This window comes from Salinactinospora qingdaonensis (genome assembly GCF_039539445.1).
GTDB lineage: Bacteria > Actinomycetota > Actinomycetes > Streptosporangiales > Streptosporangiaceae > Salinactinospora > Salinactinospora qingdaonensis.
Genome location: NZ_BAABDD010000027.1, coordinates 17324 through 39368, shown reverse-complemented (window position 1 = coordinate 39368; position 22045 = coordinate 17324). Strand labels below are relative to the sequence as shown.

The window sequence follows — 22045 nt, the reverse complement described above, 5'->3', positions numbered from 1 at the left end:
TTCTCGCGCGTCGCCGGGCCAGTGTGCCGGGAGTGCGCTCGCCGCACAACACGTCCGCAGCGTCGCGGACACGCGGTTCCCGATCGGGGTCAACGCGGCTCATAGCCCGGCCCCGCGGGAGAGGTCGAGAGACCTCACGACGGGGGTGGTCTGCGCCGGCAGCCACCACCGAGGAGGCCACGAGGGGGCCTACCAATCGGCCGCCTCGGTGGTTGCAATCCCCGACTTGACCCTCGGGGAGGAAGCCAAAACTAAAGTTTCCGTGCACATCCAGACGCGATACGGCATGGGTATCCGCCGACTGTGGATACTCTTGATGGAAACCGCGTCGTGTCCCGGCGCGCGGATGACCTATGTGCAGAGCTTGTCGCCCCTCCCGGGGCGTACGGGCGGACGTCGCGGAGGAGGACCACCGATGGGTGCGCAGGCTCGCCACGATCGTCTCGCGAGGCTGCTGGAGCCGGTCGTATCCGATGCCGGAATGGACTTGGAGTCCGTGGAGGTCACCCCGGCTGGCAAGCGTCGGCTGCTGCGCGTGGTGGTCGACTCCGACGCCGGCGTCGATCTCGACGCCGTGGGTGAGCTGAGCCAGACGATCTCCACTGCACTCGATGCCTCTGACGTCATGGGCGACGCGCCCTACGTACTGGAGGTCACCTCGCCGGGCGTTGACCGGCCGCTCAGGCAGCCCAGGCACTGGCGGCGCGCGCGTGGTCGGCTAGTGCACGCCACACTCGCCGAAGGTGGCGAGGTGCGGGGGCGCGTGACGCACGCCGACGATTCCGGCGTCACTTTCGACGTCGACGGCCAAAGCCGGGTATACGGCTATTCTGACCTGGGGCGTGCCAAGGTCCAGGTGGAATTTCGCCGCGACACCGACATCGACACCGGCGTCGACGCGGCGGATTAAGAGGGGGAGCCCCGTGGATATCGATATGAGTGTCCTGCGCAGTCTGGAGCGCGAGAAGGACATTTCGGTGGACCTCGTCGTGAAGGCGATCGAGGACGCGCTGCTGATCGCCTACCATCGCCAGGAGGCGACAGCCTCCTCCGCGCGGGTTGAGCTGGACCGCTCCAGCGGGCACGTCACCGTGTGGGCGACCGAGTTCGACGACGACGGCCACCCGATCCGGGAGTACGACGCGACCCCCACCGGCTTCGGACGTATCGCCACTTCGACAGCTAAACAGGTGATCCTGCAACGATTGCGCGACGCTGAGGATGAACTCACCCTCGGCGAGTTCGCCGGGCGCGAGTACGAGATCGTCTCGGGCATCATCCAGCAGGGCAAGGACCCACGCAACGTGCTGGTCGACCTCGGGCGGGTCGAGGCCGTGCTGCCACCGCAAGAGCAGGTCCCCGGTGAGACCTACGGCCACGGCGAGCGGCTGCGCGCCTATGTCGTGCAGGTACGCAAAGGGCACCGTGGCCCTTCGGTCACGATCTCGCGCACCCACCCCAACCTCGTTCGTAAGCTCTTCCAACTCGAAGTGCCCGAGATCGCCGATGGCACCGTCGAGATCGCGGCCATCGCGCGCGAGGCCGGCCACCGCACCAAGATGGCGGTCAAGTCCAACAAGAGCGGCGTCAACGCCAAGGGTGCCTGCATCGGCCCGCTCGGCAGTCGGGTGCGCAACGTCATGGCCGAACTGCACGGCGAGAAGATCGACATCGTCGACTACTCCGACGATCCGGCTGTGTTCGTCGGTAACGCGCTCTCGCCGGCGCGGGTCAACGAGGTCGAGGTCTTGGACATGGCCGCTCGGATCGCCCGGGTCACCGTGCCCGATTACCAGCAGTCCCTAGCCATCGGCAAGGAAGGTCAAAACGCCCGGCTGGCGGCGCGTCTTACCGGCTGGCGTATCGACATCCGCTCCGATGCCGAAACCGACGGCGAGCCGACCAAGATCGGTGATGTCGCCCCCGACGACGACGGCCAAGCCACCGGGCCCGCGGACGCGCAAGCGCGTTAGACTGGGAGACGGTGAATCAGGTGATCCCCATCCGTACGTGTGTGGGGTGCCGGTCCCGAGCAGCCCAATCTGACCTGTTGCGACTGGTGAGGGACGACGGTGGCATCACGCCCGACCACTCCCAAAGTGCTCCCGGGCGCGGCGCTTACCTCCATTTCGACCTCCGTTGCTGGGAGTCGGCCCAGCGGCGGCGAGTCTGGGCCAAGGCTTTCCGCGTGGCCGACGGGCTTGACACCTCGCCCGTTGCCGCGTATTTCGCTGCGGCCCCGTCCGTTCGAGACGGTCAGGAATCCAGATAGGGTTGGAATGGTTACGCTGGCGCGCTGGTTATAAGAACCGGACGGTCGGCGGTTCAGCCATGTCGGCATGTCCGATGTAGTTGGTCCATTGTTGTGTAACGACGAGTCGGAAGCGGGTCGAGATTGCGATGAGCGCTCGATGAGTACGCAGCGATGAGTACGTCAAGCTAGCGACGGTCCGGCGCAAACCCATGTCCCGGACCGAAGTAGAGGAGAGCAGTGGCGAAGGTCCGGGTATACGAGCTCGCGAAGGAGTTCGGAGTCGAGAGCAAGGCCGTTTTGGCCAAGCTCAATGAAATGGGTGAATTCGTACGTTCGGCGTCGTCGACGATCGAAGCGCCTGTCGTTCGTCGGCTGAAAGAAGCTTTCAACAATGGTTCCGCGGCCCCGGCCACGGAACAGCAACAGGACGGCCAGAGCAAGTCCCGTCAGGCGGAGTCGAAGCCGCGTCCCCAGGGCGAGTCCAAGGCAGCTTCGCAACAGCAGTCCCAGCCGACCCAGCAAGCACAGTCGGCTCCCACTGAACACGTCGAGGAGAACGGCGCCAGCGATTCTGCCGCTGGTTCGCGGCCGGCTCCCAAGCCCGGCCCCCGGCCGGCTCCCAAACCCGGCCCCAAGCCGGGAGCTCGCCCCACGGCACCCAGTGGTAACGCCCCCAAGCCGGGTCCGCGTTCCTCGGGGAGCAAGCCCGCTCCCAAGCCGGGCCCGCCGGGCCAGCGCGGCGACCGCAGCGAGCGCGGTGACCGTGGCGAGCGCGGTGACCGCGGGGACCGTGGCGACCGCTCCGGTCGCGGCGGCGAGGGCAAGGGCTCGCGCTCCGCGCCGCGCCCCGGCCCGCGTCCGGGGAACAACCCCTTCGCTTCCACGGCTACCGGCATGGGCTCCAAGCCCGCCCCGAAGCCGGGCCCGCGTTCGGGGCAGCAAGGCGGCCAGTCGGGCCAGGGCCAGCAGGGCGGCCAAGGTGGTGGCCAGTCAGGACAAGGCGGCCAGGGCCAGCAGGGCGGCCAGGGCGGTACGTCCAACCAGCGCGGCGACCGCGGTGGGTCCCGTCCCGGTTCCGCCGGCGGTGGCTCGCCTCGCCCGCAGCCGCCTCGGGGGCAGTCCCCGCGTCCGCAACCGCCGCGTTCGGGTAACGCTCCCGCCAGCAGCGGCACCTCCAGTGGTGGCGAGGGCAAGGGCTCGCGCCCCACGCCGGCCAACGTCGGCCCCCGTCCCGGTGGGCCGCGACCGAGCCCGATGAACATGCCATCTTCGCGTCCGCCCCAGCCCGGCGGCGGAGGCCGCGGTGGCGGCGGTGGCGGTGGCCGTGGCGGCGGTGGTGGCCGCGGCGGCAACCGTAGTGGTGGAGCCGTCAGCACGGGTCCCCGCAGCGGGGGCGGTGGCGGCGGTGGCACCGGTACCGGCGCCGGACCGCGTCCCGGTGGTGGCGGTTTCGGTGGCCGCCCCGGTGGCGGAGGCCGCGGCCGTGGCGGTACAGCCGGTGCGTTCGGTCGTCCCGGCGGTCGTCCGGGGCGTGCGCGCAAGTCCAAGAAGCAGCGTCGCCAAGAGTTCAACGAGATGCAGGCGCCCTCGTTTGGTGGCGTCAAGATCTCGCGCGGCAACGGTCAGACCATTCGACTGTCCCGCGGCGCCTCGCTGGCCGATTTCGGCGACAAGATCGAGGTCAACCCGGCTGCGCTGATCCAGGTGATGATGCACCTGGGCGAGATGGTCACGGCGACCCAGTCGCTGCCCGACGAGACGCTGATGCTGCTCGGCGATGAGTTGCAGTACAAGGTCGAGGTCGTTAGTCCCGAAGACGAGGACCGGGAGCTGCTGGAGTCGTTCTCCATCGAGTTCGGCGAGGACCAAGGCGGCGATGAGGACCTCCAGGCGCGTCCGCCGGTGGTCACCGTCATGGGTCACGTCGATCACGGTAAGACCCGCCTGCTCGACACCATCCGCAACACCAACGTGGTCAGCGGCGAGGCCGGCGGCATCACCCAGCACATCGGTGCCTACCAGGTCTCCACCGAGGTCGACGAAGAGGATCGCAAGATCACCTTCATCGACACCCCGGGTCACGAAGCGTTCACCGCCATGCGTGCCCGCGGTGCGCAGGCCACCGACATCGCCGTGCTGGTAGTCGCCGCCGACGACGGGGTGAAGCCCCAGACAGCGGAGGCCATCGATCACGCCAAGGCCGCCGACGTGCCCATCGTGGTCGCGCTCAACAAGATCGACGTCGAAGGCGCCGATCCGAACAAGGTGCGGGCTCAGCTCACCGAGTACGGGTTGGTCGCCGAGGAGTACGGCGGCGATACGCAGGTTGTGGAGATCTCCGCGCGCCAGGCGATCAACATCGACGCTCTGCTTGAGGCTGTGGTGTTGACCTCCGACGCCGCCCTTGACCTGCGGGCCAACCCCACGCAGGAGGCCCAGGGCATCGCGATCGAGGCTTACCTCGACCGCGGCCGTGGCTCCATGGCCACCGTTCTGGTGCAGCGCGGCACCCTGCGCGTGGGCGATTCGATCGTCTGCGGCGACGCCTTCGGGCGCGTTCGGGCCATGCTCGATGAGAACGGCAAGAACGTGCAGGAGGCCGAGCCCTCGCGGCCGGTCCAGGTGCTCGGGCTCACCAACGTGCCCAGCGCCGGCGACAGCTTCCTGGTCGTCAAGGACGACCGGGTGGCCCGCCAGATCGCCCAGCAGCGAGAGGCGCGCGAGCGGTTCGCCCAGCAGGCGCGGGCCACCCGTCGCGTCACGCTGGAGAACTGGCAGAAGACCCTCGAAGAAGGGGAGCGCGACGAGCTGCTCCTGCTCATCAAGGGTGACATGTCCGGTTCGGTTGAGGCCTTGGAAGAGTCGCTGCTCAAGATCGAGGCCGGCGGCGACGAGGTCAGCATCCGCGTCATCGGCCGCGGCGTCGGCGCGATCACGCAGAACGACATCAACCTTGCGGCCTCCGCGGGGGCGATCATCGTCGGGTTCAATGTCCGTCCGGAAGGCAAGAACAGCGAGCTTGCCGACCGCATGGGCGTGGATATCCGCTACTACTCGGTCATCTACCAGGCCATCGACGACGTCGAGGCCGCCCTCAAGGGCATGCTCAAGCCCATCTACGAGGAGGTCCAGCTCGGCTCCGCCGAGATCCGCGAGGTCTTCAAGGTGCCCAAGATCGGCAACATCGCCGGTGTCATCGTCCGTGACGGTGTCATGCGCCGAAACGCTAAGGCGCGGCTCATCCGCGACGGCGTGGTCATCTCCGACAACCTCACGGTCGAGTCGCTGCGCCGCTTCAAGGACGACGTCGTCGAGGTACGCGACGGCTACGAGTGTGGTATCGGCGTCGGCTACAACGATCTGCGCATCGACGATGTCATCGAAACCTTCGAGATGCGCGAGAAGCCGCGCGACTAACCGATCCACCGCACCTATGCGCGGTTTCCGGGCCCCGGCCTTGGCCGGGGCCCGCACCCGTGGGTGTACCGTGCCGGGGTGCAGCGCCCCGGCACGGGCCGGTCACCACGTCAGGACAATTCACGAGGTGAGTCCGTGTTCATCGGGGCCTTGACCCTGGATATCCTGCTGGGCGACGTTCGTTCGTTGAAGCAGAAGCGTTCCGTGGTGCGACCCATCGTCGCCGAACTGCAACGCAAGTACTCGGTTTCTGCCGCAGAAACCGGCGCCCAGGACTTGTACCGGCGCTCCGAGATCGGTATCGCCGTTGTGTCCACTACGGCCGCCCACTGCGTGGAGCTGCTTGACTCCTGTGAGCGCCTGGTCGCCGGGCGCCCCGAGGTCGAACTGCTTTCCGCGCGCCAGCGGCTGTTCAATCAAGAGGAAGAATAACGACCATGGTTGACGCCGCACGCGCGCGCAGGTTGGCCGACCGCATCCAGCGGATCGTCGCCGAGATGCTGGAGCGCCGCATCAAAGATCCTCGGCTGGGTTTCATCACCGTCACCGACGCCCGGATCACCAACGATCTGCGCGACGCCACGGTCTACTACACGGTCTTCGGCTCAGCGGAGGAGAAGGCCGGCAGCGCGGCGGCGCTGGAGAGCGCCAAGGGCGTGATCCGCACTGAAGTGGGCCGCCAAACCGGGCTGCGTCACACGCCCAGCCTTACGTTCGTCGCTGACGAACTACAGGAGAACGCCAAGCACATCGAGGAACTGCTGGCCAAGGCCCGCGCCGCTGACGCCGATGTGGCCAGGGCCGCTGCCGCCGCCGAACCCGCCGGTGAGGCCGACCCCTACAAGGTTCCCCGCGAGTACGACGACGAGGACGCCTAGGTTTCAGTTGTGTGGAAGCGGCGCGAGCGGGCGGTGGGGGAAAGTGGGGGGATGCCTCCGCCGTCGCCCCGCCGGCTGCCGAGACCGCGAAGCGATCGAGGCGCGAGCGAACGAAGAACATTCCCAACGGCCCACACCTCAGCCGTTCAAAAACAGAACTCAGCCGCGGGCCGCAGCCCTGGTCGGCTCGCGCCCGTGGCTCCTCACCTTCCCGAGTGACGAGGAAACATCCATCCCCATATGAGTAGCAACGGTGACGGCGGCAGCGCCGGCAGTGTCATCATCGTCGACAAGCCCGCCGACTGGACTTCACACGACGTGGTGGGGCGGATGCGGCGCATCGCCGGAACCCGCCGGGTCGGCCATGCCGGCACTCTCGACCCGATGGCCACCGGGGTGTTGGTGCTGGGCGTGGGTAAGGCCACGCGGCTGCTGGGCCACCTCACCCTCACCGAGAAGGTCTACGAGACCACGATCCGCCTCGGGGAGCGCACCGTCACTGAGGATGCTCAAGGGGACGTGGTGGAGCGCAGCGGCGCTGCCGGAGTCACCGACGCGGCGATCCAGGCGGGTGTCGCCGCGCTCACCGGCACCATCGAACAGGTCCCGCCGCAGGTCAGCGCCGTCAAGGTGAACGGTGAGCGAGCCTATAAGAAAGCGCGCTCCGGCGAGCAGGTCGAGCTCAAGGCCCGCTCGGTCACCGTGTCGGAGTTTCGGGTCACCGACATTCGGCGGGTCGCCGCCGCCGATGTTCCCCTCGTCGACGTCGACGCCACCATCACCTGCTCCAGCGGCACCTACGTTCGGGCTCTCGCCCGTGACCTTGGCGCGGCGCTGGGCGTGGGCGGCCACCTCACGGCGCTGCGCCGCACCCGCGTGGGGCCCTACGATATCGCCGCTGCCCGCACCCTCGACCAGCTCGCCGCCGACTTCACCGCGCTGTCGCTGTCGGAGGCGGTGGCCGCAGCGTTTCCCACGCGAACGCTCACCCCCGATGAGGCACGCAAAGTCTCCCACGGCAACCGCATCTCCGCCGCCGGTCTTGGTGCCGGCCCCATCGGGCTGTTCGCCCCGGACGGCACCGTCATCGCCCTCGCCGAGGAACACACCGGCCCCCGCGCCTACAGCAAGCCCATCGTGGTCTTTGCCACGGGGTAAGAGCACTGCCCCCGCTCACCGGTGTCTGTGGTGGCATGGGTGCCTCCGTGGGGTGTCGCGGTTACGGCAAGCCGGACGCGATGTCGGGGACGGTTCCGGGAACGTGGCAGCCTGATGGGGGAATAAGCCGATCGGCGTGAGGGGAGTTGGACAAGGTGCGTCGCTGGCTCGGCCCGGAAGAGATCCCCCAGGGGTGGGGACGATCGGTGGTCACCTTCGGGGTGTTCGACGGGGTGCACCGTGGTCACCAGGCGGTCCTTGAACGCGCGCGGCAGCGTGCCCGCGACCTTGACTGCCCGCTGGTCGTGGCGATCCTCGCCCCCGCCGCTCCTGCTGAGACGTCGCAGCAGCCGGCATCGACGTTGACTCCTGCCGAGCGTCGAGACGAACTACTCGCCGCGGTCGGCGTCGACGCGGTATGCGTGTTGCCCAGCACCGCCACACCCCTCGCACCGGCCGACCTCGTCCGTGACGTGCTTGTCGATCGGCTGGGGGCGACGGTGCTCGTGGCCGGTGAGCATGTCCGCTTCGGTGGCGACGGCGACGTCGCGACGTTGCGCGAGTTCGGCGACAAGCATGACGTCACTGTGGAGACCGTCGCGCCGGTGGCCGACACTGAGGTGATCACCGCGCAGCGCATCCGCGATCGGCTGGCCGCCGGCGACGTCGAGGGGGCCGCTGCCGCGCTGGGGCGCCCCCACCGGCTGTCGGGGACTGTGGTGCACGGCGCGGCGCGCGGCCGGGAGCTGTTGGGCTACCCCACCGCCAACCTTGATTTCCCGCCGGAGAGCACGGTTCCCGCTGACGGCGTCTACGCCGGCCGTCTGCTGCTCACCGCTGCTTCGCCGCAGGAAGCGGCAGGGGAGACGCAGTGGCCCGCCGCGATCTCGGTCGGCAGTAACCCCACCTTCGAGGGAGCCGGCCGCACGGTAGAGGCCTACGCTCTCGACCGCGACGACCTCGACCTGTACGGCAAGCTCGCGGCGGTGGACTTCATCCATCACATCCGGCCGATGCTGCGCTTCGACAGCATCGACGAGCTCATCGCCGCTATGGCGCGCGATGTCGAGCGCAGCCGCGAGCTGTTGTTGGAGTGAGGGGACCGCTCCCACCTCGCCGGCCCTACCATGGCCCGCGCGGTCGTGCTGGGCTAGTAAGCTAGGACAACGCTGGTAGAGATCGCCGGCGCATCGCTCATGCCATCACGCGCCGTGGCCCCGGTGGAGCCCGCGCCGCATGAGTATCGTCCATGACTTCCGGTGACTGTGGGTGCGCATGGTCACCGGCCCCGCGCAACCACGGCGTGGGGCAATGTGCAAGAGATCGCGCATCACGTAAGCAAGAAGGAGTGCCGTGTCCCTCGACACCGCAAAGAAGAACGAGATCATCGCCGAGTACGCCACTAAAGAGGGCGACACCGGCTCTCCCGAGGTTCAGGTCGCGCTGCTGACCCACCAGATCATCGAGCTGACCGAGCACCTGAAGACGCACAAGCACGACCACCACAGCCGGCGTGGTCTGCTCCTCATGGTCGGTCGGCGCCGTCGGCTGCTGCAATACGTTGCGAAGAAGGATATTTCGCGCTACCGCAGTCTCATCGAGCGTCTCGGGCTGCGGCGCTGACGGCGTCTCGCTCCCGGTATCGACAGTACGGGCGACGCCGAAGGCACTGATCAGGGGAGTGGCCACGGCCGCTCCCTTTCTTAGTACTGTGGTGCTAACAGTTTGGCGTGAGGTGGTGTGAGGCCGCACCGATCCGCGCGTCGAAGGCGACTGCGGTGCGGGCTGCTTCCCGGGCCGCGGCCGTACGCCTGTCGCATCCGTTCACGTTGGGGGTGGAACGGTCGCACGCTAGGGCGACCACGCGGGCCGGGGGTAGTGGCCGGCGGGGTCGCGGGCTCACCGGTGGGTCCGCGCTGGCGGACCGGCCGGGCCTTTCCGCCCGTTGAGGTCGAGAAAGGGCGCCAAGAATAGGCATCACAGCCAGTGGGTATCGGCCACGTGAACCGATAGACAACTGAATCAGCGAGCCACAATCGTAAACACCTGGCCCAACCGGGCCAGTATCAGTATCGTTCCCGCGCCTGCCTACCTTATGGCGTACGTCGAGGCCGGTCCTCGGTAGTGGTTCGCGGCATGCCTTCCGGGTAGGCCGCGAGCTTCGATCGATGGCCGGCTCTACCGACCATCGCGCGCTGAGCACAGCGCTCGGCTCGTCGACGGTCGAGAAGACTCTCGACGACTTGTCTGGGGCACGGACGCGGGACCACGACCCATACCGTGTAGGAGGTCGCCCATGGAGGGCGCGTATTCCGCCGAGGCTGTCATCGACAACGGCCGCTTCGGCTCCCGGACCCTTAGGTTCGAAACGGGCCGGTTGGCCCGACAGGCCGCAGGCTCGGCCGTGGCCTACCTCGACAACGAGACCATGGTGCTCTCGGCAACCACGGCGTCTCGCCGTCCCAAGGACAACCTCGACTTCTTCCCGTTGACGGTCGACGTCGAGGAGCGCATGTACGCCGCGGGCCGGATTCCGGGCTCGTTCTTCCGCCGTGAGGGGCGCCCTTCCGAGGACGCCATCCTCACCTGCCGCCTCATCGATCGTCCGCTGCGCCCGTCGTTCCAGCACGGCCTGCGCAACGAGATCCAGATCGTCGAGACGATCATGACGCTGCACCCCGAGCACCTCTACGACGTCGTCGCCATCAACGCGGCCTCCATGTCGACTCAGCTCGCCGGGTTGCCGTTCTCCGGCCCCATCGGGGGCGTCCGGGTGGCCCTCATCGAGGGGCAGTGGGTCGCGTTTCCCACCCACACCGAACTCGCCGACGCTACGTTCGACATGGTCGTGGCCGGGCGAACGCTCGACGACGGCGACGTCGCCATCATGATGGTCGAGGCTGAGGCCACGCCCACCACCTTCGACCTGATCGCCAACGGTGCCACCGGCCCCAACGAGCAGATCGTCGCTGAAGGGCTGGAAGCGGCCAAGCCCTTCATCAAGACCCTCTGCAAGGCTCAGGAGACCCTTGCCGAGCAGGCCGCCAAGGAGACCGACGAGTTCCCGATCTTCCTCGACTACGAGGACGACGTTTACGCCGCCATCGAGCGGGAGGTCCGCGGCGAGCTGGCGCAGGCGCTCACCATCGCCAGCAAGCAAGACCGCGAAGCAGAGCTGGAGCGCGTCAAGTCGGTGGCCGCCGAGAAGCTGCTTGAAGACTTCGAGGGCCGCGAAAAGGAGGTCGGCGCCGCCTTCAAAGCGCTGACCAAGCAGCTCGTACGCGAGCGCATCACCAGCGAGAAGATCCGCATCGACGGCCGCGGGGTCAAGGACATCCGCCAGCTCGCCGCCCAAGCCGACCTGCTGCCGCGCGTGCACGGTTCGGCGCTGTTCGAGCGCGGCGAGACGCAGATCCTCGGGGTCACCACCCTGAACATGCTGCGCATGGAGCAGATCGTCGACACGCTCAACCCTGAGCGGACCAAGCGCTACATGCATAACTACAACATGCCGCCCTACTCCACGGGTGAGACGGGCCGTGTCGGTTCGCCCAAGCGGCGCGAGATCGGCCACGGTGCGCTGGCCGAGCGGGCGATCCTGCCGGTTCTGCCGTCCCGCGAGGAATTCCCGTACGCCATCAGGCAGGTCTCGGAGGCGATCGGCTCCAACGGCTCCACCTCGATGGGCTCGGTGTGCGCCTCGACGATGTCGCTGATGTCGGCGGGCGTGCCCCTCAAGGACATGGTGGCCGGTATCGCGATGGGCCTCATCCGTGAAGGCGACGAGTACGTCACGCTCACCGACATCCTCGGCGCTGAGGACGCTTACGGCGACATGGACTTCAAGGTCGCCGGTACCCGCGAGGTGATCACCGCGCTCCAGCTTGACACCAAACTCGACGGTATCCCGGCCTCCGTGCTGACGGCCGCACTCCAGCAGGCTCGGGGCGCGCGGCTGGCCATCCTCGACGTCATGGCCGAAGCCATCGAGCGTCCGTCCGAGATGAGCCCGCACGCGCCGCGCATCCTCACCGTCAAGGTGCCTGTCGAAAAGATCGGCGAGGTCATCGGCCCCAAGGGCAAGATGATCAACTCGATCCAGGACGACACCGGCGCCGAGATCACCATCGAGGACGACGGCACGATCTACATCGGCGCCACCGACGGCCCCTCGGCCGAGGCGGCGCGCGACACGATCAACAGCATCGCCAACCCGACCATGCCCGAGGTCGGTGACCGCTACCTGGGCACCGTCGTCAAGACCACGGCCTTCGGCGCGTTCGTGTCGCTGCTGCCGGGCAAGGACGGTCTGCTGCACATCTCGCAGATCCGTAAGCTCCACGGCGGCCAGCGCATCGAAAACCTCGACGACGTGGTCAGCATCGGGGAGAAGATCCAGGTCGAGATCCGCGAGATCGACGACCGTGGCAAGCTCTCCCTCGTTCCCGTCGACGTCATCGACACCGAGAGCGAGGAGAAGGACGTTTCCGCCGAGCAGAGCGCCGAGGCGGCCACCGAGGAGGGCGCCTCCGGTGAGGGAGAGCGGCGGCGTCGCCGCACCCGCAGCGCACGCGGTGGTGAGAACACCTAGCAGCCGGCGCGTCGCCTCGTAAACCAGGGGCGGCCGTACCCGCCGGGGTACGGCCGCCCCAACGTAACTCTCGGTCCCGCCCGTCCTGACGCCTGACGTTTCGTTTCCGTACCGCCGTCGCAGGAGCACCACCATGACCCCAGCGCCCACCGCCGCCGAGCAAGCGCCCGACACCACTCTCACGCTGCTTGCGGCCACCGAGGGCTCCGGCCCGGTACGCCGCACCGTCCTGCCCGGCGGCCTGCGGGTCGTCACCGAAGCCATGCCGGGGCTGCGGTCGGCCGCCTTCGGGATCTGGGTGGGCGTGGGCTCGCGCGACGAGGACGATCACCACGCCGGCTCCACGCACTTTCTGGAACATCTGCTGTTCAAGGGCACTCAGCGGCGCGACGCCATGGAGATCTCCCGACTGTTGGACGCGGTGGGAGCCAACCACAACGCCTACACCACCAAGGAGTACACGGCCTACTACGCCAAGGTCCTCGACAGCGACCTCCCCCTGGCGATCGACGTCGTCAGCGACATGGTGGCCGGCTCCGTCCTCGACCCGGTCGAAGTGGAAAACGAGCGTGGCGTGATCCTGGAAGAGATCGCCATGTACGAGGACGAGCCCAGCGAACTCGTCGACGACGTCTTCGCCGCCGCCCTGTTCGGGAGTTCGCCGCTGGGACGGCCGGTGCTGGGCACCAACGAGACGATCACCGGCCTTTCCCGGGATCGGATTCAAGAGCACTACCGTGACCGCTACGTTCCCGGTGAGCTTGTCGTCAGCGCGGCCGGCAACCTCGACCACGACACCGTCGTGGAACTAGTCCACAACGCGTTCGCGCCGCTGCTGCGGCACTACGGTGACATGCGCCCAGTCCCGCCGCGGCTGGGCGGACCCGGCGTGAGCACCCGCCCCGGCACCTCCCTGGTGTCGCGGGACACCGAACAGGCCCACATCATCTTGGGCGGCGAAGGGGTCGCCAGGAACGACCCCCGCCGCTACCCACTCAACGTCCTCAGCTCCGCCCTGGGCGGAGGCATGTCATCGCGGCTGTTCCAAGAGGTACGCGAGCGGCGCGGCCTGGCCTACTCGGTGTTCAGCTACGCCGACAGCTACGCTGACACGGGAGCGTTCGGCGTGGCGGCCGACTGCTTGCCCGACAAGATCGACGACGTGCTCGCGGTGTGCCGTGACGAACTGGCCAGGATCGCCGATTCCGGGATCACCGAGGAGGAACTGGCCCGCGCCAAGGGCCAGATCCGCGGCTCGTTCGTTCTCGACGCTGAGGGCAGCCAGTCGCGGATGAGCCGATTGGCGATCCACGAACTCGCCTACGACCACCAGTACTCGCTCAACGAGACGCTGGCACGGGTCGACGCGGTCACCCTCGACGACGTCAGCGCCGTCGCCGCCGACCTCCTCGCCAAACCCACGACCCTCGCCGTCATCGGCCCCTACGACGAGGATCGGGAGTTTTGAGAGACGCGCCCGCCAACGGGAGGATGGGCCAGGGCGCCAGCTCCACGCGCTAGGCGAAGCGGGAGTTTGGGGCAGGCACCCGCCAACGGGCACGCGGTCCCAGCCATAGCGTGCCGGTAGGGGCGCGCAAGCCCCGGAGAGCGCCTGCCGCCGCGGGGGCCACGCCCCGATCACCACCGACGGCCCCTCCCGTGGCGCACGCCCGGAGGATGCGTGCCACGGGAGGGGAGCGGCCTGGCGCGGCGGACCGGCCGGGCCACGGGCACGATAGCGTGAACCCGTGATCAAGGTAGGAGTGTTTGGCGCCGACGGGCGCATGGGAGCAGAAGTCGTCAAAGCGGTCAACGCGGCCGAGGACACCGAACTGGTGGCCGGCATCGACGCCGGGGACGAGCGCGAGGCGGTGCGGGGGGCCGAAGTCGTCGTTGACTTCACCCACCCCGACGCGGTGATGGACAACCTGCGGTGGCTCGTGGCCAACGGCATCCACGCCGTCGTCGGCACGACCGGCTTCGACGAACCCAAACTGGCCGAGCTGCGGGAGCTGCTGGCCAAGCACCCCGAGGTGCGGGTGCTCATCGCCCCGAACTTCGGTATCGCGGCCGTGCTGATGATGCACTTCGCGGCCAAGGCCGCCCCCTACTTCGACTCCGCGGAGATCGTGGAGCTACACCACCCCAACAAGGCCGACGCGCCCAGCGGCACCGCCCACCGCACCGCCGGCATCATCTCCCAGGCTCGCCGGCAGGCGGGCAGCACCGCCATGCCCGACGCCACCACCTCCGAAATCGAGGGAGCCCGCGGCGCCGACGTCGACGGCGTCCACGTGCACGCGCTGCGCATCGCCGGGCTCATCGCCCACCAGGAGGTCATCTTCGGCACCCACGGTGAGACGCTGAAGATCCGGCATGACTCGATGAGCCGCGAATCGTTCATGCCGGGCGTGCTACTCGGCGTACGCCGCGTCGCCGGCCTACCCGACCAGCTCACCCTCGGCCTGGAACCCCTACTCGACCTGGAATGAGCCCCTCTCCCTTTCAGTGGGGGAAGGACCTCTTCAAGCAGTGAGGGGCCTCGCCGTGCGCAGGTGGTGTTTTCGGCCCTTAATAGGGTGCTTTCCTGACCCATAGGGAGGGTTTCGCGTACCTCACCACCGACCAACCTCGGCAGCATAGGGGAGAGAAGGTTCAAGGGATTCCAGCCGAAGCAACAGCGAGAAAGGCTCTCCCCAAAAGTAACAAAAAGATAACGCCCCAAGAATCTCCAGGTCATTTCCGTAAGCCCCGCGCATGCGGGGATGGACCGGTCGGCCCACTGGTCCTCAGCGTGCTGGGCGTGTGAGCCCCGCGCATGCGGGGATGGACCGATCTTCTGGACCAGGTCCAGGTTTTCGCGTCTGTGAGCCCCGCGTACGCGGGGATGGACCGCTGGCCACCTGGACGCCGTCTTCCTCGGTGATGTGAGCTCCGCGTACGCGGGGATGGACCGTCGAGTGAGCTGCGGAGGATGTCGGTGGTGTCGTGAGCCCCGCGTAGGCGGGGATGGTTCCGCTTGTGCGGTGGTGGGTGTGTGCGGTGGTTGGTGGGGTTGGGAGGGCGGCGTTGTTCGTTCGTGCCTCGATCGCTTCGCGATCTCGGCAGCCTGAGGGGGTGCGAGGCTGAGGCGGGAGTAAGCGATGCAGGGGGCGGTGGCTGTGGGTGGGGAGATGTAGTTGGCTAGCGGGTGAGGCAGCGTCGTGGGCTTCGGGAGGCTGTAGCAGGTGGCGACCTCTGTGGGCGTGGCGGCAAGGTGACGCACCCACGAGGCTGACGGCACCGCCCACTTCCCCACCCAAGGTGGGCGCGTGGCGGCAAGGTGACGCACCCACGAGGCTGACGGCACCGCCCACTTCCCCACCCAAGGTGGGCGCGTGGCGGCAAGGTGACGCACCCACCCCAGGCACAGCCCACCCCCGGGCTGCCGAGATCGCGAAGCGATCGAGGCACGAGCGACGAGAAACACCCCCTGGTCTCCTCGCCCCCGTTTCACCTCGCGCCCCTGCATCCGGTCTCGCGCCGGCGGAGCCTGGCACAGCGGTGCTGTGGACCGGGGGGCTGTTGGTGACATAAGGCAGCAAGGGTGGTCGGGTGGTGGGGTGGGCACCAAAGCGGTGCGGGTGTGCGGGGGCGGAGGCGGTGACGAAAGGCAGCGACGGCGGCTGGTGGGTGGGGTGGGCAGGTGGCGGTGCCGCTCGTTCGGGGTGAGGATGGGCGACGGGAGGCAGCGAGGGCCGGGTGGGCAAGGGGGGCGCTGGGTCGGTTCCGGTGGACAGGGGTGTGTCGCGTGCGGCGGTTCTCGGCTGGGGAGGGCCGAGGCACCTACGTCTCACTGGGTGAGACGGCGAATGTGGGGGGTGCGTTCAGTGTTGGGGGTGGCGCAACACTGAGCGTGCAAACGCGCCGCGACTGCCCCCGAAAAAGCGACAAAGCTCCTATAGTGCTCCGCGGTGATGATGCAAACGTCCAACAGGCGAGACACTTGTTTGAGAATTAACATTCTCGCTGGTTGGGAAACTGGCATAGTGCACTAAACCGGGCATCATCATGGCCAGTGGTTGCGTTCAGTGTTGCCATGATCGCCGCGAGGAGTACCCCGCGGCGCGACTGGACCGCCAGAACTGCCGAATAGGCGCCCCTCGTCGTGCTCACGCCCCGCCCCTCTCGTCCACCCCCGTCCACTGCCCGTCCTCGCCGCCCTGCGTCGCTACCTCGTCCCCAGTCAGCGGTACCGGCTCGGTACCTGTTCGGTCCCCATCGGCCCCTTGCCGCTTCCCGTTACCGCCGGTAGCCCCAACGGCCGGCACCGATATCCAAACCACCCCCACCCGTCCTCGCCGCTCTGCGTTACCGCCGGTAGCCCCGACGCACAGCACCGATCACAGGGCTACCTTGCCCCGTCCTCGGTACTTTCCGGCGGTGTCCTCCCTGGTCAACAGCATCGACATTCGTGCGCTGCCCAGGGCTGCCCGCAGGGTGGGATGGAGGCAGATAGACGAGTGCCCGCCCCCTGTTGCTGGAGTGCACCGGATCAGCCCTCGTGCCAGGGCGCCGGAATTAGCCTATGGCCGGCGTACCGGCTCAGTCCTCACGCTAGGGCACCGGCCCACCCCAGGGCGGCTCACCGGGTCAGCCCAGGGCCAGGCCTACGGTGTAGAGAGCGCCGAAGGCGAGTTGGAAGCGGCCGGTCTCAGCGAGGCCGAGGATGAGGTCGCCTTCGCGCTGGCCGCGTGCCACACGCGTGCAGGGACGCAGTGCCAGGGGAGCCGCCAGAAGCGTCAGCGCCGCCCACGGGGTTGCGGCGGCGGTGACCAGCGCGACGAGGTGGGCTCCGGCTATGCAGGCCAGATAGAGGCGCCGCGTGGCCCGCTCGCCCAGCAGCACAGCCAGCGTGCGTTTGCCGGTGGCCGCGTCGGTGTCGATGTCGCGCAGGTTGTTGATGACCAGCACCGAGCACGACAGCAGCCCCACCGGAACGGCCGCGGCCCACCCCTGCCATGGCACGCTGCCGACCTGGACCAGCACGGTCCCCACCACGGCGACGACCCCGAAGAACACGAACACCGAGACTTCGCCCAGGCCCCGATAGCCGTAGGGGCGCGATCCTCCCGTGTAGAACCATGCGGCGGCGATCGCCGCGGCGCCCACCAGCAGCAGCCACCATGTGGAGGTGGCGACCAGGATCAGCCCGACGAGGGCCGCGACGCTGAAGCAGGCCCAGGCGGCGGTGAGAACCGCTCTGGGGGCCGTGAGCCGGGCGGCGGTCAGTCGGGTGGGGCCGACTCGTTCAGTGTCGGTTCCGCGGATTCCGTCGCTGTAGTCGTTGGCGTAGTTCACGCCTAGCTGTAGGCCCAGTGCCACCACTGCGGCCAGCGCGGCTTTCCACCACACCAGAGCGTCCACGGACAGGGCGACCCCGGTGCCCACGGCCACAGGGACGATCGAGTTCGGCAACGTTCTAGGGCGGGCGCCCGCGACCCACTCGTTGATCGTGGCCACGCCTGAAAGCCCCTCTTTCCGCTCCGCTGGGCGCTCAGGCACCGGTGGGGCACCGATAGGGTCTCCTGAGCGGGTACGCTACGACGTTTTCACCATATCGCCAGCCAGACCCGACACGTTCGCGGGCCGTGGGCCGCCGGCCACGTGTGGGTCTCCCCGGCCGGCCACGGATCACTCGCCGATCGCGGCGCGTAGTCGGATCATGGAGACCGTCGCGCCCATGTCGATCTCTCGGCGGGCGCCGTCGGGCTGCCAGCCGCTGGACTCGACGAAGGAGCGCAGCGCGTTGGGGGCGGCCACGGTCCACGTGCTCACCGTGTGGAACCCGTCGTCAACCAAGTGGTCCACGGTGGCGTTGAGCAGGCGAGCGCCGTGGCCGCGCCGGACGTGCTCGGGGTGGACGTGCAGCGCGTAGATTTCGGCGTCGGTGGCCGGCCATAGGTCGTCGTCGCCGGCGGGCCCGATCGCGGCGAAACCCACGACGAGACGCTCGTCGGTGGCCACCAGCACCCGGTGCCGCGATGTCGGGGGGCGCCGGATCGCCTCGCTCCACTGGTGTCGGAACTGTTGGCCGGCCTCCTCGCCGGTCAACTCGGCCAGCACCTCTTCGGGAAGCACCGAGCCGTAGGTGTCGCGCCAGGCCGCCACCTGGATGCCCACGATCGTGTCCACGTCCTCCTCGCGGGCGGAACGGACGAATCGTTGTGTCGACATGGGCAAACCCTTCACGTCAGCGGTATCGATGGCGGCCGGCGCGCGGCGACAGTGCGGCTCCTGCATCGTCGCAGCCTCGGCACCGCTGGCGAAAACCGGACCGCCCCCGGCGGGGGCGCGCCGGCTAGCCTCCGGCGATTCCCTGAGTTTCCCCTCAGTCACAGCGCCAGGTGTTCTCCCGAGAAGCGGCCCCGTGGCACCATCAAACCGTGAGTCTCATTATCCGGATTATCGTCAACGCCGTCGCCCTATGGGCGGCCGTCTTCCTCATCGACGGCATCGACGTCGGAGCCGAGACCCTGCCCAACCAGATCCTGGTATATGTGTTGGTCGGGGCGATCTTCGGTGTCGTCAACGCTGTCATCAAGCCGATCGTCAAGACCGTGGGCTGTGCCTTCTACGCGGTGACCTTGGGACTGTTCGCGCTGGTGGTCAACGCACTGCTGCTGTTGCTCACGGGGTGGTTGGCCGGTTTGTTCGAGCTCCCCTTCACCATCGAGGGGTTCTGGCCCGCCTTCTGGGGGGCCATCATCATCGCAGTCGTCTCGTGGCTGCTTAACCTCTTCGTGGGTGGTGACGACTGAGCCGATAGCCGTGTCCGCGAGTTTGCGGGATCGTCAGGAGTCGGGGCGCGTGTGGTTGGCGGACAGTGGCCGACCGCGCGCGTCCCACGAGTGTCGCGCTCGCTTCGGTAAGGTCCGGCGTCGACGCACCGCACCGGCGCGTGAGGTGGAACGAGTACCGCTATAGCGCAGTGTGGTCGAAATATCGCTTTTTGAAGTAACAGGTCTCTTTCCGGCGTGCACACCGGATGACACCCGCGAGAAAAGGGGTAGCGTTTCCCTTATGGTAGGCAGCACTCCACCGAAGGCACCCGAGGCGCCATTCGGGCAGATGTTGACCGCGATGGTCACACCCATGCACGACAACGGCGACGTCGACTATGACGGAGCGGCCCGCCTCGCCACGTATCTGGTCGACGAGCAGCGCAACGACGGTCTTGTCATCAGCGGCACCACCGGCGAGTCGCCCACGACCAGCGACGCGGAGAAAGACCAACTGCTGCGCGCTGTACTCGACGCCGTCGGTGACCGCGCGACTATCATCGCCGGTGTCGGCACCAACGACACCCGCCACAGTGTCAGGCTCGCTCAGGCGGCCGAGCGCGCCGGCGCCCACGGCCTGCTCACGGTGACGCCCTACTACAACAAGCCGCCACAGGAAGGGCTGCTGCGGCACTTCACCACGATCGCCGACGCCACCGACCTTCCGGTGCTGCTCTACGACATCCCGCATCGCACGGGGACCCCTATCGCCTCCGAGACCCTCGTGCGGCTCGCCGAGCACCCGCGCATCGTGGCGAACAAGGACGCCAAGGAGGACCTGGGCGCCAGCTCCTGGGTGATGGAGCGCACCGACCTCGCCTACTACTGTGGCACCGACATGCTGAACCTGCCGCTGCTGTCTGTGGGCGCGGTGGGCTTCGTCAGCGTGGTCGGCCACATCGTCGGCGCTGATCTCCACGACCTGCTCGACGCCCACCACTCCGGCGACGTCGCGCGGGCGTTGGCCATACACCGTCGCCTCACTCCGGTCTACACCGGTATCTTCCGGACCCAGGGAGTCATCACGACCAAGGCCGTGCTCAACATGTTCGGGCTGCCCGGCGGCTCCGTGCGCACTCCGCTGGCCGACGCCTCCAACGAACTTCAGGCCCTGCTGCGGGAAGACTTGGCCGCGGCGGGAGTCAAGGGCCCCATCGGGCTCGCTCCGCACCAGGCGGTTCCCGCCAGCGTGGTAGGGGTGGAGCGGCTCACGGAGGGATCGGCATGAGCCACCCGCACCCGGAGTTGGGGCCGCCACCGCCGCTGGGCGAGGGCGCGCTGCGGGTGGTCCCGCTGGGAGGTCTCGGCGAGATCGGCCGCAACATGACCGTGTTCGAGTACAACGGTCGGCTGCTGCTGATCGACTGCGGAGTGCTGTTTCCCGAAGAGGAACAGCCCGGCGTCGACCTGATCCTGCCCGACTTCGACTACATCCGCGACCGCCTCGACGCGGTGGAAGCCCTTGTGCTCACCCACGGCCACGAGGACCACATCGGGGCGGTGCCGTTCCTGCTGCGCGAGCGTCCCGACATCCCGCTGGTCGGCTCGCGACTGACACTGGCGCTGTTGGCGGCCAAGCTTGGCGAGCACCGCATCAAACCGGAGCTGGTGCAGGTCAGCGAGGGGGAGCGGCACAGCTTCGGCGACTTCGACTGCGAGTTTTTCCCGGTCAACCACTCCATCCCGGATGCGTTGGCCGTGGGGGTGCGCACGCCTGCGGGCACGCTGCTGCACACCGGCGACTTCAAGATGGACCAGTTGCCGTTGGACGGCAGGCTCACCGACTTGGGCGGGTTCGCGCGGCTGGGAGACGAGGGCGTCGACCTGCTGCTGTCGGATTCCACCAACGCTGAGGTCCCCGGCTTCGTCACCAGCGAGCGCGACATCTCCAGCGTTATCGACAAGGTCTTTGACCAGGCTGACCAGCGCGTCATCGTCGCCTGCTTCGCGTCTCACATCCACCGGGTGCAGCAGGTCCTCGACGCCGCGCAGCAGCATGGCCGCAAGGTCGCCTTCGTCGGCCGCTCGATGGTGCGCAATATGAATATCGCCCGTGACCTGGGCTATCTCAATGTCCCCGGTGGGCTGCTGGTCGACGTCAAGGAACTCGACGACCTCGCCCCCGAAGACGCTGTGCTCATCTCCACCGGCTCGCAGGGCGAGCCGATGTCGGCGCTGTCGCGGATGGCCAACCGCGACCATCAGATCCGCATCGAGCCCGGCGACACGGTGGTGTTGGCCTCCTCGCTGATCCCGGGAAACGAGCACTCCGTCAACCGTGTCATCAACGGGCTGACCCGTTGGGGAGCCAAGGTGGTGCACAAGGGCAACGCCTTGGTGCACGTTTCCGGCCACGCCCCGGCGGGTGAGCTGCTCTACGTGCTCAACATGGTGCGACCGCGCAACGTGCTGCCGGTGCACGGCGAATGGCGCCATCTGCGCGCCCACGCCCAGCTCGCCACGCTCACCGGGGTGCCGGAGAACCGCGTGTGCATCGCTGAGGACGGTGTGGTCGTCGACCTCTACCAGGGACAGGCCCGCATCGTCGGCGCGGTCCCGGCCGGCTATGTCTACGTCGATGGCACCTCTGTCGGTGATGTCACCGAGTCGGCGCTCAAGGATCGCCGCATCCTCGGCGAGGAGGGGTTCATCTCCGTCATCGTGGCCGTCGATTCCACGACGGGCAAACCCATGGGCGAGCCGGAGCTGCACACGCGGGGCTCGGGGATCGGCATCGACGCCTACGACGAAGTCATCCCCAAGATCGAGGACGCGCTGGAACGCGCCGCCGTCGACGGCATCAACGACCCTACCCAGTTGCGCCAACTCGTGCGGCGCTGCGTGGGCAAGTGGGTCAACGAGACCTACCGGCGCCGCCCGATGATCGTCCCGGTGGTGTTGGAGGTCTGATCCGGGCCGCACGCCG

17 protein-coding genes are annotated in these 22045 nt (G+C 68.1%); 15 read left to right on the top strand and 2 right to left on the bottom strand.

All coding sequences use genetic code 11. The features are described from left to right. Positions 1-415: 415 nt before the first annotated feature. The 12 genes from rimP (at position 416) to dapB (ending at position 14790) form a co-directional block, all read left to right on the top strand. The gene (gene rimP, locus ABD848_RS20230; protein WP_344975001.1) at positions 416-910 is read left to right on the top strand and encodes a ribosome maturation factor RimP; all 495 of its coding nucleotides are present in this window, start codon (positions 416-418) and stop codon (positions 908-910) included. A 25-nt stretch (positions 911-935) separates the two neighbouring features. Beyond that, complete coding sequence (nusA, locus tag ABD848_RS20225) at positions 936-1973, top strand: transcription termination factor NusA (protein WP_344975050.1); 1038 nt, start codon at positions 936-938, stop codon at positions 1971-1973. A gap of 11 nt (positions 1974-1984) precedes the next feature. Continuing rightward, entirely contained in the window at positions 1985-2272 is a 288-nt protein-coding gene (locus ABD848_RS20220; protein WP_344974998.1) for a YlxR family protein, read from the top strand. Positions 2273-2491: 219 nt separating this feature from the next. Then, positions 2492-5671: a translation initiation factor IF-2 gene (gene infB, locus ABD848_RS20215; protein WP_344974995.1), complete on the top strand. Its 3180-nt coding sequence runs from the start codon at positions 2492-2494 to the stop codon at positions 5669-5671. Between the two features lie 135 nt (positions 5672-5806). Then, positions 5807-6103, top strand: a complete 297-nt coding sequence (locus ABD848_RS20210; protein WP_344974992.1) for a DUF503 domain-containing protein — start codon at positions 5807-5809, stop codon at positions 6101-6103. A 5-nt stretch (positions 6104-6108) separates the two neighbouring features. Continuing rightward, positions 6109-6549: a 30S ribosome-binding factor RbfA gene (gene rbfA / locus ABD848_RS20205; protein ID WP_344974989.1), complete on the top strand. Its 441-nt coding sequence runs from the start codon at positions 6109-6111 to the stop codon at positions 6547-6549. Between the two features lie 240 nt (positions 6550-6789). Beyond that, positions 6790-7707, top strand: a complete 918-nt coding sequence (gene truB, locus ABD848_RS20200) for a tRNA pseudouridine(55) synthase TruB (RefSeq protein WP_344974986.1) — start codon at positions 6790-6792, stop codon at positions 7705-7707. A 155-nt stretch (positions 7708-7862) separates the two neighbouring features. Continuing rightward, the gene (locus tag ABD848_RS20195) at positions 7863-8804 is read left to right on the top strand and encodes a bifunctional riboflavin kinase/FAD synthetase (protein WP_344974983.1); all 942 of its coding nucleotides are present in this window, start codon (positions 7863-7865) and stop codon (positions 8802-8804) included. A gap of 256 nt (positions 8805-9060) precedes the next feature. Then, a complete protein-coding gene (rpsO, locus tag ABD848_RS20190) occupies positions 9061-9330 on the top strand; it encodes a 30S ribosomal protein S15 (protein ID WP_344974980.1) in 270 nt (89 codons plus the stop codon). Positions 9331-10003: 673 nt separating this feature from the next. Next, positions 10004-12298 (top strand): polyribonucleotide nucleotidyltransferase, encoded by a 2295-nt coding sequence (locus tag ABD848_RS20185; RefSeq protein WP_344974977.1) that lies wholly within the window; start codon positions 10004-10006, stop codon positions 12296-12298. A gap of 133 nt (positions 12299-12431) precedes the next feature. Further along, a complete protein-coding gene (locus ABD848_RS20180; RefSeq protein WP_344974974.1) occupies positions 12432-13766 on the top strand; it encodes a M16 family metallopeptidase in 1335 nt (444 codons plus the stop codon). Between the two features lie 280 nt (positions 13767-14046). Continuing rightward, a complete protein-coding gene (dapB, locus tag ABD848_RS20175) occupies positions 14047-14790 on the top strand; it encodes a 4-hydroxy-tetrahydrodipicolinate reductase (RefSeq protein ID WP_344974971.1) in 744 nt (247 codons plus the stop codon). A gap of 2140 nt (positions 14791-16930) precedes the next feature. Here dapB and ABD848_RS20170 read toward each other — a convergent pair. Then, complete coding sequence (locus ABD848_RS20170) at positions 16931-17800, bottom strand: 1,4-dihydroxy-2-naphthoate polyprenyltransferase (protein ID WP_344974968.1); 870 nt, start codon at positions 17798-17800, stop codon at positions 16931-16933. Between the two features lie 171 nt (positions 17801-17971). Continuing rightward, entirely contained in the window at positions 17972-18514 is a 543-nt protein-coding gene (locus tag ABD848_RS20165) for a GNAT family N-acetyltransferase (RefSeq protein WP_344974965.1), read from the bottom strand. Between the two features lie 209 nt (positions 18515-18723). Between ABD848_RS20165 and ABD848_RS20160 the strand changes: the two genes are divergently transcribed. From ABD848_RS20160 to ABD848_RS20150, 3 genes are all read left to right on the top strand, one after another. Next, positions 18724-19098, top strand: coding sequence for a phage holin family protein (locus ABD848_RS20160; protein WP_344974962.1), 375 nt, complete (start codon positions 18724-18726; stop codon positions 19096-19098). Between the two features lie 262 nt (positions 19099-19360). Beyond that, positions 19361-20347, top strand: coding sequence for a 4-hydroxy-tetrahydrodipicolinate synthase (dapA, locus tag ABD848_RS20155; protein ID WP_344974959.1), 987 nt, complete (start codon positions 19361-19363; stop codon positions 20345-20347). Continuing rightward, the gene (locus tag ABD848_RS20150) at positions 20344-22029 is read left to right on the top strand and encodes a ribonuclease J (RefSeq protein ID WP_344974957.1); all 1686 of its coding nucleotides are present in this window, start codon (positions 20344-20346) and stop codon (positions 22027-22029) included. Before dapA ends, ABD848_RS20150 begins: the two co-directional genes overlap by 4 nt. The last annotated feature ends 16 nt before the right edge of the window (positions 22030-22045 follow it).